This is a genomic window from Pseudoxanthomonas broegbernensis, from assembly GCF_014202435.1.
GTDB lineage: Bacteria > Pseudomonadota > Gammaproteobacteria > Xanthomonadales > Xanthomonadaceae > Pseudoxanthomonas > Pseudoxanthomonas broegbernensis.
The window spans coordinates 63,545-79,009 of sequence record NZ_JACHGU010000003.1; the positions used below are offsets into that span (position 1 = coordinate 63,545).

The 15,465-nt window shown below is 69.5% G+C and carries 15 protein-coding genes; 6 read left to right on the forward strand and 9 right to left on the reverse strand.

Features of this window, described 5'->3' with window-relative positions; translation table 11 throughout:
- Window positions 1-40 precede the first annotated feature (40 nt).
- A complete protein-coding gene (ndk, locus tag HNR76_RS07335; protein ID WP_162309469.1) occupies window positions 41-466 on the reverse strand; it encodes a nucleoside-diphosphate kinase in 426 nt (141 codons plus the stop codon).
- Between the two features lie 223 nt (window positions 467-689).
- On the opposite strand from ndk, the gene HNR76_RS07340 reads away from it, so the two are divergent.
- The 3 genes from HNR76_RS07340 to HNR76_RS07350 all read left to right on the forward strand — a co-directional run bounded on the left by HNR76_RS07340 (window position 690) and on the right by HNR76_RS07350 (window position 4,993).
- Window positions 690-1,319 (forward strand): TetR/AcrR family transcriptional regulator, encoded by a 630-nt coding sequence (locus HNR76_RS07340; protein WP_162309470.1) that lies wholly within the window; start codon window positions 690-692, stop codon window positions 1,317-1,319.
- Between the two features lie 25 nt (window positions 1,320-1,344).
- Entirely contained in the window at window positions 1,345-3,717 is a 2,373-nt protein-coding gene (locus tag HNR76_RS07345) for a 3-hydroxyacyl-CoA dehydrogenase/enoyl-CoA hydratase family protein (RefSeq protein ID WP_162309471.1), read from the forward strand.
- 70 nt (window positions 3,718-3,787) lie between these two features.
- Window positions 3,788-4,993: an acetyl-CoA C-acyltransferase gene (locus HNR76_RS07350; protein WP_162309472.1), complete on the forward strand. Its 1,206-nt coding sequence runs from the start codon at window positions 3,788-3,790 to the stop codon at window positions 4,991-4,993.
- Window positions 4,994-5,062: 69 nt separating this feature from the next.
- Here the strand turns inward: HNR76_RS07350 and galU are convergent, their stop codons facing one another.
- From galU to cmk, 8 genes are all read right to left on the reverse strand, one after another.
- On the reverse strand, window positions 5,063-5,968 hold the full coding sequence (gene galU / locus HNR76_RS07355; RefSeq protein WP_162309473.1) for a UTP--glucose-1-phosphate uridylyltransferase GalU: 906 nt from the start codon (window positions 5,966-5,968) through the stop codon (window positions 5,063-5,065).
- Window positions 5,965-7,878: a polysaccharide biosynthesis protein gene (locus HNR76_RS07360; protein ID WP_162309474.1), complete on the reverse strand. Its 1,914-nt coding sequence runs from the start codon at window positions 7,876-7,878 to the stop codon at window positions 5,965-5,967. Before HNR76_RS07360 ends, galU begins: the two co-directional genes overlap by 4 nt.
- Before the next feature lie 18 nt (window positions 7,879-7,896).
- Window positions 7,897-8,877, reverse strand: coding sequence for an MraY family glycosyltransferase (locus HNR76_RS07365; RefSeq protein ID WP_162309475.1), 981 nt, complete (start codon window positions 8,875-8,877; stop codon window positions 7,897-7,899).
- Complete coding sequence (gene lapB, locus HNR76_RS07370; RefSeq protein ID WP_162309476.1) at window positions 8,877-10,055, reverse strand: lipopolysaccharide assembly protein LapB; 1,179 nt, start codon at window positions 10,053-10,055, stop codon at window positions 8,877-8,879. The genes HNR76_RS07365 and lapB overlap by 1 nt, the downstream gene beginning before the upstream one ends.
- Window positions 10,056-10,059: 4 nt before the next feature.
- Entirely contained in the window at window positions 10,060-10,365 is a 306-nt protein-coding gene (locus tag HNR76_RS07375) for a hypothetical protein (RefSeq protein WP_162309477.1), read from the reverse strand.
- A 74-nt stretch (window positions 10,366-10,439) separates the two neighbouring features.
- Window positions 10,440-10,742 carry an integration host factor subunit beta gene (locus HNR76_RS07380; RefSeq protein WP_162309478.1) on the reverse strand — a complete coding sequence of 101 codons (303 nt, stop codon included), beginning with the start codon at window positions 10,740-10,742 and terminating at the stop codon, window positions 10,440-10,442.
- A gap of 85 nt (window positions 10,743-10,827) precedes the next feature.
- The gene (rpsA, locus tag HNR76_RS07385) at window positions 10,828-12,516 is read right to left on the reverse strand and encodes a 30S ribosomal protein S1 (RefSeq protein ID WP_162309479.1); all 1,689 of its coding nucleotides are present in this window, start codon (window positions 12,514-12,516) and stop codon (window positions 10,828-10,830) included.
- Window positions 12,517-12,713: 197 nt separating this feature from the next.
- On the reverse strand, window positions 12,714-13,391 hold the full coding sequence (cmk, locus tag HNR76_RS07390; RefSeq protein ID WP_162309480.1) for a (d)CMP kinase: 678 nt from the start codon (window positions 13,389-13,391) through the stop codon (window positions 12,714-12,716).
- A gap of 177 nt (window positions 13,392-13,568) precedes the next feature.
- On the opposite strand from cmk, the gene ykgO reads away from it, so the two are divergent.
- The 3 genes from ykgO to HNR76_RS07405 all read left to right on the forward strand — a co-directional run bounded on the left by ykgO (window position 13,569) and on the right by HNR76_RS07405 (window position 15,455).
- Window positions 13,569-13,694: a type B 50S ribosomal protein L36 gene (gene ykgO, locus HNR76_RS07395; protein ID WP_162309481.1), complete on the forward strand. Its 126-nt coding sequence runs from the start codon at window positions 13,569-13,571 to the stop codon at window positions 13,692-13,694.
- 259 nt (window positions 13,695-13,953) lie between these two features.
- A complete protein-coding gene (locus tag HNR76_RS07400) occupies window positions 13,954-14,280 on the forward strand; it encodes a hypothetical protein (RefSeq protein ID WP_162309482.1) in 327 nt (108 codons plus the stop codon).
- Window positions 14,281-14,423: 143 nt separating this feature from the next.
- Window positions 14,424-15,455 carry an agmatine deiminase family protein gene (locus HNR76_RS07405; protein WP_162309483.1) on the forward strand — a complete coding sequence of 344 codons (1,032 nt, stop codon included), beginning with the start codon at window positions 14,424-14,426 and terminating at the stop codon, window positions 15,453-15,455.
- Window positions 15,456-15,465 lie beyond the last annotated feature (10 nt).

A 15,465-nucleotide genomic window follows, 5' to 3' on the forward strand; every position in this document is an offset into this window, starting at 1 on the left:
CGGGAAGGGACTGCAGGCCGGCCACGTCGCTATGCCTCGCTCAGCGCGAAACCACTTCCGTGGCAGCGAAGAAATAGGCGACCTCGATCGCGGCGTTTTCGACCGAGTCCGAGCCGTGCGCGGCATTGGCGTCGATCGACTCGGCGAAGTCGGCGCGGATGGTGCCCGGCGCGGCGTCCTTCGGGTTGGTGGCGCCCAGCAGCTCGCGGTGCGCGGCCACGGCGTTCTCGCCTTGCAGCACCTGGATCATCACCGGGCCGGAGATCATGAACTCCACCAGCGCGTTGAAGAACGGGCGCTCGCGATGCACGGCGTAGAAGCCCTCGGCCTCGCGGCGCGACAACTGCTTGTACTTGGCGGCCACGACCTTCAGGCCGGCCTTCTCGAAGCGGGAATAGATTTCGCCGATGACGTTCTTGGCGACGGCATCGGGCTTGACGATCGAAAGGGTGCGCTCCAGCGCCATTGGACTTCACTTCTTCTGCTGACGGACGGGGTATTCCGGACCGGGACGGCCCGAAGCTGGGGGTCAAAAAACCCGCGTGGGGACGCGGGCTTAGCATCTAATGCGTAGCGGGATTCTAGCATCCGGCCCGGCAGGTGTGCAGCGGCAGGAATGCTGCGACGCAAAATGACCCCGCCTCCGCCCTGGCCTAGAATTAAACAATCGTTTGATTCATTCAGGTGTCATGGGCAGGCCAGCACACTTTTCCACCAAGGACCGTATCCTGGGCGCGGCCGAGGAACTGTTCGCCCAGCACGGCTTCGCCGGGACCTCGCTGCGCCAGGTGACCAGCCTGGCGGCGGTCAACATCGCGGCGGTCAACTACCACTTCGGCTCCAAGGAAAACCTGGTCAACGAGGTCTTCCGCCGGCGCATGGACGGGATGACCGCGCAGCGCCTGGAACAGTTGGAAGCGGCCCTGCGCGAGCATCCCGGCCAACTCGAGCCGGTCCTGGCCGCCTTCATCGAGCCGGCCCTGGCCCTGGCCCAGGACCGCAACGGCGGGGCTTCGTTCGTGCGGGTCATCGCCCGCGCCTACGCCGAGCACAACGAGAGCCTGCGCAAGTTCCTGTCGGACCACTACGGCCACGTCCTGCGCGAGTTCGGCAAGGCGCTGTCGGCCTGCCTGCCCGCGCTGGACAAGCAGACCCTGTACTGGCGCCTGGACTTCCTCGCCGGCGCGCTGACCTATGCCATGTCCGACTTCGGCCTGATCAAGCGCCCCCCTGGCGCCAGCGAGTCCAATCACCGTGCCCGCGCGGCGCGCGAACTGATCCGGTTCGCCGCCGCGGGGCTGCAGGCACCCGCAAATTGAATTTGCAATCAATAGGTTGAAAGACATGTCCGAGAAATTGCTTGTACGCCGTGCCGCCGTCCTCGGCGCCGGTGTCATGGGCGCGCAGATCGCCGCCCACCTCACCAATGCGGGCGTGGATACCGTCCTGTTCGACCTGGCCGCCAAGGAGGGCCCCGCCGACGGCGTGGTTCTGAAGGCCATCGCCCACCTGGGCAAGCTCAGCCCCGCCCCGCTGGCGAGCAAGGCCCTGGCCGAGGCCATCGCCCCGGCCAACTACGACACTGGCCTGGACGCGCTCAGGGACTGCGACCTCATCATCGAGGCCATCGCCGAACGGATGGACTGGAAGCAGGACCTGTACCGCAAGATCGCCCCGTTCGTGGCCGCCCACGCGGTGCTGGCCTCCAACACCTCCGGCCTGGGCATCAACGCCCTGGCCGGGGTGCTGCCCGAGCAATTGCGCCACCGCTTCTGCGGCGTGCACTTCTTCAACCCGCCGCGCTACATGCACCTGGCCGAGCTGATCCCGGCGAAGACGACCGACAAGGCCGTGCTGGAAGGCCTGGAAACGTTCCTGACCACCCAGCTCGGCAAGGGCGTGGTCTACGCCAAGGACACCCCGAACTTCATCGGCAACCGCATCGGCGTGTTCTCGATCCTGTCGGTGATCCACCACACCCGCCAGTTCGGCCTGGGCTTCGACGAGGTCGACGCCCTCACCGGCCCGCTGGTCGGGCGGCCGAAGTCGGCCACCTACCGTACCTCCGACGTGGTCGGCCTGGACACCATGGCCCACGTCGTCAAGACCATGGCCGACACCCTGCCCGACGATCCCTGGCACCGGTACTTCCAGTCGCCGGACTGGCTGGCCGCGCTGATCGCCAAGGGCGCGCTGGGCCAGAAGACCGGCGCCGGGATCTTCCGCAAGGTCGGCAAGGACATCGTCGTCCTCGACCTGGAGAAGCAGGACTATCGTGCGGCCGACCGCACCGCCGCCGCCGAAGTGGTCGATATCCTGAAGATCAGGAACCCGGCAGAGAAGTTCGCCAGGTTGCGCGAGAGCGCGCATCCGCAGGCGCGGTTCCTGTGGGCCGCGTTCCGCGACCTGTTCCACTACAGCGCCTACCACCTGGCCGACATCGCGCAGACCGCGCGCGACGTCGACCTGGCCATTCGCTGGGGCTACGGCTGGTCGCTGGGCCCGTTCGAGACCTGGCAGGCCGCCGGCTGGAAGCAGGTGGCGCAATGGATCGCCGACGACATCGCCGCCGGCAAGGCCATGAGCGACGCGCCGCTGCCCGCCTGGGTGCTGGACGGCCGCGACGGCGTGCATGCCGACGCCGGCAGCTACAGCCCGTCGGAGAACGCGCTGATCCCCCGCTCCAGCCTGCCCGTGTACCAGCGCCAGCGCTTTCCCGACCCGCTGCTGGGCGAGGCTTTCGACCCCGGCAAGACCGTGTTCGAGAACGACGGCGTGCGCCTGTGGCACGACGGCGACGGCATCGCCGTGGTCTCGTTCAAGACCAAGATGAACACCGTCTCCGACCAGGTGCTCGACGGCCTGCAGGAAGCGATCGCCATTGCCGAGCGCGACTTCCGGGGCCTGGTGATCTGGCAGCACAAGGAGCCCTTCTCCGCCGGCGCCGACCTGGCCGGCGCGCTGGGCCTGCTGCAGGCCGGCAAGGTCGACGCGTTCGAGGCGATGGTCGCCAACTTCCAGCGCACCAGCCAGCGGATCAAGTACGCGCTGGTGCCGGTGGTCGCGGCGGTGCGCGGCCTGGCCCTGGGCGGCGGCTGCGAGTTCCAGATGCACGCCGCCCGCACCGTGGCCCACCTGGAGAGCTACATCGGCCTGGTCGAGGCCGGCGTGGGCCTGCTGCCGGCCGGCGGCGGGCTGAAGGAACTGGCGGTGCGCGCCTCGCGCGCGGCCGGCCCGGGCGGCGACGTGTTCGCCGAACTGAAGAAGACCTTCGAGACGGTGGCCATGGCCAAGGTCTCGGCCTCGGCGCTGGAAGCCAAGGAGCTGGGCCTGCTGCGCCCGGACGACGTGGTCGTGTTCAACGCCTTCGAGCTGCTGCACGTGGCCAAGGCGCAGGCGCGCGCGCTGGCCGAGGCCAGCTACCGGCCGCCGCTGCCGGCGCGCCGCATCCAGGCCGCCGGCGACGTCGGCATCGCCACCTTCCGCATGCTGCTGGTCAACATGCTCGAGGGCTGCTTCATCAGTCCGTACGACGACGAGATCGCCACCCGCATCGCCACCGTCCTGAGCGGCGGCGGGATCGACCGCGGCGCGGGGGTGGACGAGGAATGGCTGCTTAGCCTGGAGCGCAAGCACTTCGTCGAGCTGGCGCAGCAGGAAAAGACCCAGGCGCGCATCGGCCACATGCTCAAGACGGGCAAGCCGTTGAGGAACTGATCCGGAACCGTGGCGCGCCGCCGGCGCGCCCTCCCCGATCGACGCCGACTACAGACTCCGGAGAATTCCAATGAGCAAGCAAGTACAGGACGCCTACATCGTCGCCGCCACCCGTACCCCGGTCGGCAAGGCGCCCAAGGGCGTGTTCCGCAACACCCGTCCGGACGACATGCTCGCCCACGTGCTCCGGGCCGTGGTCGCGCAGGCGCCGGGCATCGACGTCGGCCGCATCGACGACGCCATCATCGGCTGCGCCATGCCCGAGGGCGAGCAGGGCATGAACGTGGCGCGCATCGGCGTGCTGCTGGCCGGCCTGCCCGACACCATCGCCGCGCAGACCGTCAATCGCTTCTGCTCCTCGGGCCTGCAGGCGGTGGCCCTGGCCGCCGACCAGATCCGCCTGGGCAACGCCGAGCTGATGCTGGCCGGCGGCACCGAGTCGATGTCGATGGTGCCGATGATGGGCAACAAGGTCGCGCTGTCGCCGTCGGTATTCCGCGACGACCACGTCGCCATTGCCTACGGCATGGGCATCACCGCCGAGAAGGTGGCCGAGGAATGGAAGGTCTCGCGCGAGGCGCAGGATGCCTTCGCCCTGGCCTCGCACCGGAAGGCGCTGGCGGCGATCGCGGCCGGCGAATTCCGCGACGAGATCAGCCCGTACGAGATCCATTCGCACGTGCCCGACCTGGCCGGCAACACCATCCGGCTGCAGAAGCGGCTCGTCGACACCGACGAGGGGCCGCGCGCGGATACCTCGCTGGAAGGGCTGGCGAGGCTGCGCCCGGTGTTCCGCAACGGCCAGTTCGGCGGCAGCGTCACCGCCGGCAACGCCTCGCAGATGAGCGACGGCGCCGGCGCGGTGCTGCTGGCCTCCGAGCAGGCGATCAAGGACTACGGGCTGACGCCCCTCGCCCGCTTCGTCAGCTTCTCGGTGGCCGGCGTGCGCCCGGAAGTGATGGGTATCGGGCCGATCGCGGCGATCCCCAAGGCGCTGAAGCAGGCCGGCCTGACCAAGGACCGGTTGGACTGGATCGAACTCAACGAGGCCTTCGCCGCGCAGGCGCTGGCGGTGATCGGCGACAGCCGGCTCGATCCGGCCAAGGTCAACCCGCTGGGCGGCGCCATCGCCCTGGGCCATCCGCTCGGCGCGACCGGCGCGATCCGTACCGCGACTCTCGTCCACGGCCTGCGCAGGCGCAGGCAGAAGTACGGCATGGTGACCATGTGCATCGGCACCGGCATGGGGGCGGCAGGCATCTTCGAGGCATTGTGATGCCCGCCCAGCCGGCGGTATCAACCACAACGGCGCCCCTTGGCGCCGTCGTTGTTAGAACGGACCGGCTCAGCCGTTGTCGGTCACGCCCAGTTCGTCCAGGGCCTTCTGCATGCTGATGCGCGCAGGCTCGCTCAGCTTCTCGTGGTCGAGCGCGAAGCGGATCGTGGCCTCGATCAGGCCGATGTGCGTGCCGCAGTCGAACCGCGTGCCCCGGAAGCGGTAGGCATCATAATGACTGCCTGACGCGAGCATCGAGGCGATCGCATCGGTAAGCTGGATTTCCCCGCCCGCCCCGCGGCCGGTGGATTCCAGCGCCCCGAAGATGCCCGGCGGCAGCACGTAGCGCCCGACCACGGCCAGCGTGCTGGGCGCATCTTCCGGCGCCGGCTTCTCCACCATCGCCTCGATCCGGCCCGCACGGCCCTCGAAGCCACGGGTGGCCACGATGCCGTAGCTGGACGTCTTTTCCCGAGGAACGTCCTGCACCGCGATCACGCCGCCGCCGATGCGCTCGGCGTGGTCGGCCATCTGCTTGAGCGCGCCCTCGCCACGGTTCCAGATCAGGTCGTCCGGCAACAGCACCGCGAACGGCTCGTCGCCGATCACCTCCTTGGCGCAGAGCACGGCATGCCCGAGGCCCAGGGCCTCCTGCTGGGTCACGAAGACCGTGCGCACATGGGACGGCAGCGGGTTGCGCACCTGCTCCAACTGCACCAGCTTGCCCGCGCGCTCGAGCTTCTGCTCCAGTTCGTAGGCCTTGTCGAAGTAGTCGGCCACCGCATGCTTGTAGCGGTTGGTGATGAACACCAGCGTGTCGCAGCCGGCCTCGATGGCCTCGTCGACCGCGTACTGGATCAGCGGCTTGTCGATGATCGGCAGCATCTCCTTGGGCACGGTCTTGGTGGCCGGCAGGAAACGCGTGCCCAGCCCGGCCACGGGGAATACCGCCTTGCGAATGCGCTTGCTGGTCATCGGGTCCTTCTGGCCTCGCGGGCCGGGAACGGGACGACGATGGCACCGGGAAGCTGCGGCTGCGCCGTGTCCATGGGAGTGAATTCGGGAATGACCTCGCGCAGCACCTGGCGCAGCGCCACCTCGTCGTAGCGGGCCACCGCGTCGCGCATGCGCTCCACGCCGGTGCGCACCAGCTCGGCGGGGCATTGCCGCGGGCCGGCCTCCAGGATCTTGGAGTGCGAGGTCGGACGGTAGTGCTCGTCGGCGTAGAACAAGGTCTCGTGCAGCTTCTCGCCCGGACGCAGGCCGGTGTAGACGATGGCGATGTCGCGGCCCGGCTGCTTGCCGGCCAGGCGGATCATCTGCTCGGCCAGCAGCCGGATCGGCACCGGCTCGCCCATGTCCAGGGTGTAGATGGCCGCGTGCGAAGCGGAGGCGGCGGCCTGCACGATCAACTGGCAAGCCTCCGGGATTGTCATGAAGTAGCGGCTGACCTCCGGGTCGGTCACCGTCACCGGGCCGCCCTGGCGGATCTGCTCGCGGAACAGCGGCACCACGCTGCCGGCCGAGTCGAGCACGTTGCCGAAGCGCACCGTCACGTAGCGGGTGCCCTCGACCTTGGCGTCCAGCGACTGGGCGATCATCTCGGCGAAGCGCTTGGTCGCGCCCAGCACGTTGGCCGGGTCGACCGCCTTGTCGGTGGAGATGAACACGAACGTGCCCACGCCCATGTCGCGGCACAGGCCCGCCACGGTCTCGGTGGACAGCACATTGTTGCGCACCGCCTCGCGCAGTTGCCGCTCCAGCAGCGGCACCTGCTTGTAGGCCGCGGCATGGAACACCGCGTCCGGCTGGGCCAGGCGCAGGGCGTGGGCGGTGACCGCCGGGTCGCCGCAGTCGCCCAGCACCGCCTCCACCTCAAGGTCGGGGAAGGCGCGCAGCAGTTCGGTATGGATGGTGGTCAGGGCCAGCTCGTCCACTTCCAGCAGCGCGATCTTGCGCGCGCCATGGCGGGCGCACTGCCGGCACAGCTCGGAACCGATCGACCCGCCGGCGCCGGTCACCATCACCGTGCGTCCGCCCAGCCAGCCCCGGATCAGCTTCCAGTCGGGCGTGACCGGCTTGCGGCCGAGCAGGTCCTCGATGGCCACTTCCTTCAGTTCGCCCGGCAGCGCCTGTCCTTCGAGCACGTCGGTCAGGCGCGGGACTGTGCGGAACGCAAGCCCGGTGCGCTCGCAGATGGACACCGCGCGCTGCATGCCGGCCGCGTCGAGCGACGGGATGGCGATGACCAGCATGCCCGCGGCCACCTCCTTGGCCACGCCGGGAGCTTCCTCCAGGCGGCCCAGGATCGGCAGGCCCTGCAGGTAGGAACCCTTGAGCTGCGGTGCATCGTCGAGGAAGCCGACCGGCTGGTAGGCGCCCGAACGCCGCAGGTCGCGGACCAGGGCCTCGCCGGCGCGGCCCGCGCCCATGATCAGCACCCGGCGCACGACGAAGTCGCCGCGGCCGACGTGGTAGTCCTTCCATACCCGGTACAGCAGGCGCGGCATGCCCAGCAACACGGTCAGGGCCAGCGGATACAGCACCAGCACCGTGCGCGGCACCGTCTCCAGGCGGTTGTAGATCGCCAGCCCAAGGACGATGGCCACCAGCCCGAACAGGCTGGCCTTGAGGATGTTCCACAGGTCCGGGACGCTGGCGAAGCGCCACAGGCCCCGGTACAGGCCCACGCGCCAGAACACCAGCGCCTGCGCGATCAGGACGATGGCCAGCGTCGGGGCGAAGTCGATCCAGTCGTAGCGCTCGTGCCGGGTCGCGTAGCGCAGCACGTGCAGCAACTGCCAGCCCAGCAGGACCATGAACATGTCGTGGAGCACGATCGCGCCACGGGGGAGCAGCGTCGGCAGCTTGTCCCAGAATTTCATCCTGCTTAGACGTTCCTGTCAGTGCGTTGCGGTCCTGCGCAGCAGGAGCCACGTGATGGCTGCCAGCAGCAGCCAGAGAACCGCCACTCCCCCTGCGAGCCACGGTTCGGCCTGATTCAAAGCGAGCGCAAGGATACCAGCCATCAGGCTGAACGAAGCGTAGACGAGAGTGACGGCGACGTGGCTGCGCCCGGCCCGGACCCAGCGCTGGTACAGATGCGAGACGTGCGGCAGCCACCAGCGCTCGCCAGCCAGGATGCGTCCGCCCAGGGTCATCGAGGCATCGACGAGGAAGGCCGACAGCGGCAGCAGCACGACCGGCGTCGCCCCGTCGATGCGACCCGTCCGCGCCGCGGCCGCGACCGCAATCGCGGCCAGCGCGTAGCCCAGCGCGCCGCTGCCCACGTCACCGAGGAAGATGCGGGCCTTGGGGAAATTGAAGGGCAGGAACCCGCAGCAGGCCGCCGCCAGCGCCCAGCCGGGCAGGCCGGCCTGCGCGGGGGCCAGCAACGCCAGCACGCAGGCGCAGATCAGCGCCTGGGTGGTGGCCAGCCCGTCGATGCCGTCCATGAAGTTCCAGACGTTGACCAGCACCGGGACCGCGGCGAACGCCAGCAGCGCCCAGCCCCGGCACCCATCCGCGCCGAACAGGCCCAGCGCCAGGACGGCACCGGCCAGGCACTGCACCAGCAACCGGAGCGCGGGCGAGAGCGGCCGGTGGTCGTCGACCCAGCCGATCCCCGCCACCAGCACCAGGCCCGCGGCGAAGGCCAGCGCGGCCACCGGCGCGACCATGCCGGCCGCCGTGGCCCACGCGCACCCCAGCAGCAATGCCGATGCGATGCCCAGGCCGCCGCCGCGCGGGGTCGGCACCGCATGGCTGCGCCGTTCGCCGGGCAGGTCGATCAGCCGCCGCCGGCGTGCGTAGCGCAGGGTCGCCCAGGTGCCGAGCGCGGCGGCGGCCCACAGCGCCAGCAGCGGCCACGCCGATGCGGGCATCAGACCACCGCGTAGTTCAGCAGCGGCTTGACCGTCCCCCATTCCTTGCAACTGGGACACTGCCAATGGTGGGTGCGTGCACCGAAACCGCAACGCGTGCAGCGATAACTGGGGTTGCGCACCAGCAACTGGTCGGTGATGTGCTTGAGGTCGTGCAGGGTGGCGGTGCTGTCGGCGCCCACCGCCAGGGTCAGGTCGATCAGCGCCGCCTCGCCACGGACCGAAGGACGGTCCTTGAGCTGGCGCCCGAGGTAGTCGCGGGCCGCCTGGGTCCCCTCCTGCTGCTCGATCAGCCGGGTCAGGGCCAGCACCGGGGCGATGCCGCGGTAGTGCTCGCTCATCTCGGCCAGGAACGCGCGCGCGCCGGCGATGTCGCCCACTTGCGCATGGCAGGCCAGCAGGCTGGGCAGCACTTCCGGCAGGTAGTCCGGATCGTGCCTTGCGGCGCGCTCGAACGCGCGGATCGCCGCCTCGGGATGGCCGGCGTCGGACTCGATCCGTCCTTCCAGGATGCCGGCGCGCACGCAGGTCGCATCGGCCTGGTAGGCACGGCCGATGGCCGCGCGCGCGTCGTCGAGGTTGCCGTTGCCGCGGTGGCGTTCGGCCAGCTCGCACTCGAACTGCGCCACCAGCTTGCCCATCGGCTCGCCCGTGGCCTCCTCGTAGCGGGTGGCGTTGTCGATCGCCCGCTCCCAGTCGCGCTCGGCCTGGTAGATGCCGATCAGGTGCTTGAGCGCCTGCGGCGCGCGCTGGTCGATCCTGGCCAGGTCGGTGAACACGGTCTCGGCGCGGTCCAGCAGCCCGGACTTCATGTAGTCCTCGCCCAGCGCCAGCAGCGCCTGCACCCGCTGCGCGTCGCTGAGGTCGTGGCGCTGGACCAGCCCCTGGTGCAGACGGATGGCGCGGTCGACCTCGCCGCGGCGACGGAACAGGTGGCCCAGTGCGACCTGGGTCTCGAAGGTTTCCTTGTCCAGTTCGGCGATGTGCAGGAACAGCTCGATGGCCTTGTCCGGCTGCTCGTTGAGCAGGTAGTTCAGGCCGCGGAAATAGGTGGTGGACAGGCGGCTGACCTGGGTGTCGCCGTGGCGCTGGCCGCCGCGGCGCCCCACCACCCAGCCGGTCAGCGCGGCCAGCGGCAGGAACAGGAAGAACCAGAACCACTCGTTGAGGAATTCCATCGGCTCAGTCGCCTTCCGGGTAGGGAACCCGGGGGCGGGCGTCTTCGGCCTCCGGTGCGATGGGAGCGGCCGGCGCCGGCGGGCGGCAGGCGCGGCGCAGGCGGGCGTGCAGAGGGATGACGGTGGTCGCCACCACCAGCCCGCCGCCCAGCAGCACGCCGGCCAGCAAGGCCACGACGATGGCGATCCCCGAGGTGGTCACCAGCTCCGCAATGCCGAAATCGAGCAGGATGCGCTGCGAATTGAGCGAACCCACGACCAGACCCGCGACCAGGAAGGCCAGCAGGACCAGCAAACGAAGGATATTCATGACCCGCTTCTCCCGGGACGGTCGCGCACAAGCTTAGCCGAGCGCGGGCGGAGGAGGGATACGACCCGGGCGCGTTACGGCTCGGCCGGGGCGGGAACGACCTCGCTGACCTTCTCGCGCAGTTCCTTGCCCGGCTTGAAATGGGGCACGTGCTTGCCCGGCAGTGCCACCGAGTCGCCGGTCTTGGGGTTGCGGCCCATGCGCGGCGGGCGGTAGTGCAGCGAAAAGCTGCCGAAACCGCGGATCTCGATGCGTTCGCCCGAGGCCAGCGAACCGGCCATCATCTCCAGCAGCGACTTGACGGCCAGGTCCACGTCCTCGGCCTTCAGGTGCGACTGGCGGCGGGCCAGAATCTCGATCAGTTCGGACTTGGTCATCTCGGCATGGCTGCGACAGGACGATGCGCCACGGCGGCCCGGGGTCTCCGGGCCGCCGTGGTACCACTTCAGGTTACCGCGGGCATCACTCGGACTTGCCGCCCAACTGCGCACGCAGCAGCGCGCCCAGGCTGGTGGTGCCGGCGGCGGCCTCGGCGGCGGACTTGTTGTACTCGGCCAGCGCCTCGGCGGTCTCGGCTTCGTCCTTGGCCTTGATCGAAAGCTGCAGGCTGCGGCCCTTGCGGTCCATGCCCACGAACTTGGCCTCGACCTTGTCGCCGACCTTCAGGTGCTGGCTGGCATCGTCCACGCGATCGTGGCTGATGTCGCGCGCGGCGACGTAGCCCTCGATGCCGTCGGCCAGCTCGATGGTGGCGCCCTTGGCGTCCACTTCGCGGACCGTGCCCTCGACCTTGGAGCCCTTCGGGTGCGCGGCCATGTACTGGCCGAACGGGTCCTGCTCCATCTGCTTCAGGCCCAGGCTGATGCGCTCGCGCTCCGGGTCGACCGCCAGTACCACCGCCTCGAGCGTGTCGCCCTTCTTGTAGTTGCGCAGGATGTCCTCGCCGGTGGTGTTCCAACTGATGTCGGACAGGTGGACCAGGCCGTCGATGCCGCCGTCCAGGCCGATGAAGATGCCGAAGTCGGTGATCGACTTGATCTGGCCGGACACCTTGTCGTTCTTCTTGTGGATCGCGGCGAAGGTCTCCCACGGGTTGGCGGCGACCTGCTTCATGCCCAGCGAGATGCGGCGGCGCTCCTCGTCCACATCCAGGACCATGACCTCGACCTCGTCGCCGACCTGCACGACCTTGGACGGGTTGACGTTCTTGTTGGTCCAGTCCATCTCGGACACGTGCACCAGGCCCTCGACGCCCGGCTCGATCTCGACGAACGCGCCGTAATCGGTGACGTTGGAGACCTTGCCGTAGACGCGGCTGTTGGCCGGGTAGCGGCGGGCGATGTTGTCCCACGGATCCTCGCCCAACTGCTTCAGGCCCAGCGAGACGCGGTTGCGCTCGCGGTCGAACTTCAGCACGCGCACGTCCAGCTCGTCGCCGACGTTGACCACCTCGGACGGATGGCGCACGCGCTTCCAGGCCATGTCGGTGATGTGCAGCAGGCCGTCGATGCCGCCCAGGTCCACGAACGCGCCGTAGTCGGTCAGGTTCTTGACCACGCCCTTCAGCACGGCGCCTTCCTGCAGCTTCTCCATCAACTGCTCGCGCTCTTCCGAGTGCTCGCTCTCGACCACCGCGCGGCGGGAGACGACCACGTTGTTGCGCTTGCGGTCCAGCTTGATGAGCTTGAACTCCAGCTCCTTGCCTTCCAGGTAGGCCGGGTCGCGCACGGGGCGCACATCGACCAGCGAACCGGGCAGGAACGCGCGGACGTCCTTGATGTCGACGGTGAAGCCGCCCTTGACCTTGCCGCTGATCCGGCCGGTGATGGTCTCGTTCTTCTCCAGCGCCTCTTCCAGCTCGTCCCACACCATCGCGCGCTTGGCCTTCTCGCGCGACAGCACGGTCTCGCCGAAGCCGTTCTCGATGGAGTCCAGCGCGACCTTGACCAGGTCGCCCTCGGCGACGTCGATCTCGCCGGCGTCGTTACGGAACTGCTCGATCGGCACGATGCCTTCGGACTTCAGGCCGGCGTTGATCACCACCACGTCGCTGCGGACTTCCACGACGGTACCGGTGACGATGGCGCCCGGCTTCAGCTTGGCCAGGTTGGTCTGGCTCTGTTCGAACAGCTCGGCAAAAGATTCGGTCATTAGTGAATACTCGGTTGAACACACGGACGGCGAAAAAGCGGCATTCGGGCCGCGCTCCCCGTCCCCCTGTCAGGCCCGTACGGGCGCCTTGTGTGGTTGGATTGGAAAAACCGCCGAGGGGAATCCACGGCGGCGCCTTTTGGCGCCTGCGCGCCACCTGCTGCGTATACCCGGCCATGCGACGCCGGGCGCGACGGTCAGACGGAACGGACCGGCACCAGGGCCAGCACGCGCTCGACGGCCGCCTCGATGGACAGGCCGGTGGTATCGATGAGGACGGCGTCTTCGGCCGGCCTCAGGGGCGCCACCGCGCGCTGGGCATCGCGGGCGTCGCGGGCGAGGATCTCCCGCAGCAGACCGGCGAATGTAACCGGAACTCCTTTTTCCTTCAACTGCTTATGGCGCCTGCGGGCGCGTTCCTCGGCGCTGGCGGTCAGGAACACCTTGGCCGTGGCGTCGGGGAAAATGACCGTGCCCATGTCGCGGCCGTCGGCCACCAGGCCCGGCGGCCGGCGGAAAGCGCGCTGGCGCTCCTTCAGCGCGGCCCTCACCTCGGGGATCGCGGCGATCGCCGAGGCCAGGGTGCCGGTGGTCTCCAGGCGCAGCTCGCCGGTGGCGTCGGTGCCGTTGACCAGCACCCTCAGGCCCTCGGCGCCGTCGCGGAACTCGATGGAGGTGTCGAAGGTGCAGCGCACCAGGGCGGCCGGATCGGACAGGTCCAGGTCCGCCCAACTGGCCGCCACCCCGACCGCCCGGTACAGCGCGCCCGAGTCCAGGTAGTGCCAGCCCAGGCGCGAGGCCGCGATCCGGCTTACCGTGCCCTTCCCCGCGCCCGAAGGGCCATCGATGGTGAGGACCGGGGCGGGAGGCGTCATGGCGGTTCCGGGCGGCTGCAGGGGGGGCGGGATTGTAGCGCGGGCCCGGGCACCCGCCCGCACGGCCGTGCAAACACTTGAAGCGCCAGGGGAAAGGCCGCTAGAATGGCGGGCTTGTCTGCAACGCCTCGGCCATGCCGGCCCTGGCTTCCCATCCGTCGTCCTCCGAGGTGTGTCATGAAAGTCCTGTCCTCCCTGAAGTCGGCGAAGACCCGTCACCGCGACTGCAAGGTGATCCGCCGCCGCGGAAAGGTCTTCGTGATCTGCAAGTCCAACCCGCGCTTCAAGGCCCGCCAGCGCTGAAGCGGACGGTGGCCCGCCTCCGCGGGCCGCGGACCGACGGAAAGGCCGCAGCGATGCGGCCTTTCGCGTTTGCGGCGCGGACACCGGCTCCGGCGCAGGAAGGGGCGCGGCGATCCGGCATGCCCGCCATCGCTCCGGTCCGTGTCCCGGTCGCCGGGACCATGATCGTCGCCGCAGCGCGGCGCGCCCGGTTCTGCTTACAATCGCCGCTCGACCACGCCACCGCCGCCGGCGGCGGTCCAACCGGGGAGACACCGCGATGAAGCACCGCCTGTACATCCTGCCGCTGCTGGCCCTGCTGGCCCTGCCCGCCGCCGCCCAGGCCGATACCCTGCTGATCGAGCGCGTGCACCAGCCCACCGGCGACGAGCCGGCGCGCGGCCTGACCATGGCCGAGGTGGAGGCCCGCTACGGCACCCCGCAGCAGAAGCTGGACCCGCGTGGCGGGCAGAAGCGGCAGTGGCCGACCATCAACCGCTGGGTCTACCCCGACTACGTCGTCTACTTCGAGAAGAACCGGGTGATCGACGTGGTCGCGCACAAGGCCAGTCCCAACGAGGTCGGGCCGAAGCCGCCGATTCGTTGATGCGGGCCCGGCGCCATGGCCCGCGCATCCGTGTGCGGGAATCGAACGCCGCGAGCCCCTCCCGCACCAGCCCGCACGTCCCCTGCGGGATTCCATTGAAAAGCCCGGGTCTCGATCCGGCGTGATGTGAGCATCCGTTCGGAATGACCGCCCCCCTGCGCTTCCCCGCGGAATGGGAACCCCAGTCCGCAATCCTGATCGCCTGGCCGCACCCGGGCACCGACTGGGCCGAGCGCCTGGCCGAGGTCGAGGACACCTACATCGCCCTGATCGCGGCGATCACCCGCTTCCAGGACGCCTGGATCTGCGTGGCCGACGACGACCTGCAGATCTATGCCGAGGTACGCCTGCGCTCGGCCCGGATCGACATGGGACGGGTCCGCTTCGTCCCGTTCGACTACGACGACACCTGGCTGCGCGATTCCGGCCCGATCGTCCTGCGCCAGGGCGGCGGCTTCCGCGTGCTGGATTTCCGCTTCACCGCCTGGGGCGGCAAGTTCGAGGCCGGGCGCGACGACCGCCTGGTGGAATCGCTCGCCGCGCAGGGCCTGTTCGGCGACGCGCCGCGGCAGCGGATCGACTTCGCCCTGGAGGGAGGCGGCATCGAGACCGATGGCGCCGGCACCCTGCTGACCACCTGGCACTGCCTGCACGAACGCCACCCCCAGGCCAGCCGCGAGGAGCTGGACGCGAAGCTGCGCCGGTGGCTGGCCCAGGACAGGGTGCTGTGGCTGGACCACGGCTACCTCGAAGGCGACGACACCGACGCCCACATCGACACCCTCGCCCGCTTCGCGCCCGGCGACGCCATCGTGTTCCAGTCCTGCGACGACCCGGCCGACAGCCACTACCGGGAACTGCAGGCCATGGCCGCGCAGATCGCCACCCTGCGCACCGCCGACGGCCGGCCATACCGGCTCCACTCCCTGCCCTGGCCGGCGCCGATCCTGGACCAGGGCCGGCGCCTGGCCGCCTCCTACGCCAACTTCCTGATCCTCAACGGCGCGGTACTGATGCCCGCCTACGGCGACCCGGCCGACGCGCGCGCCGCCGCCGTCCTGGCCGAGGCCTTCCCCGGCCGCGAGATCGTGCAGGTGCCCTGCCGCCCGCTGATCTGGCAGAACGGCAGCCTGCACTGCATCACCATGCAGTTGCCGAGCGGGCTTCCCGGCTGAGCCGGAAAGC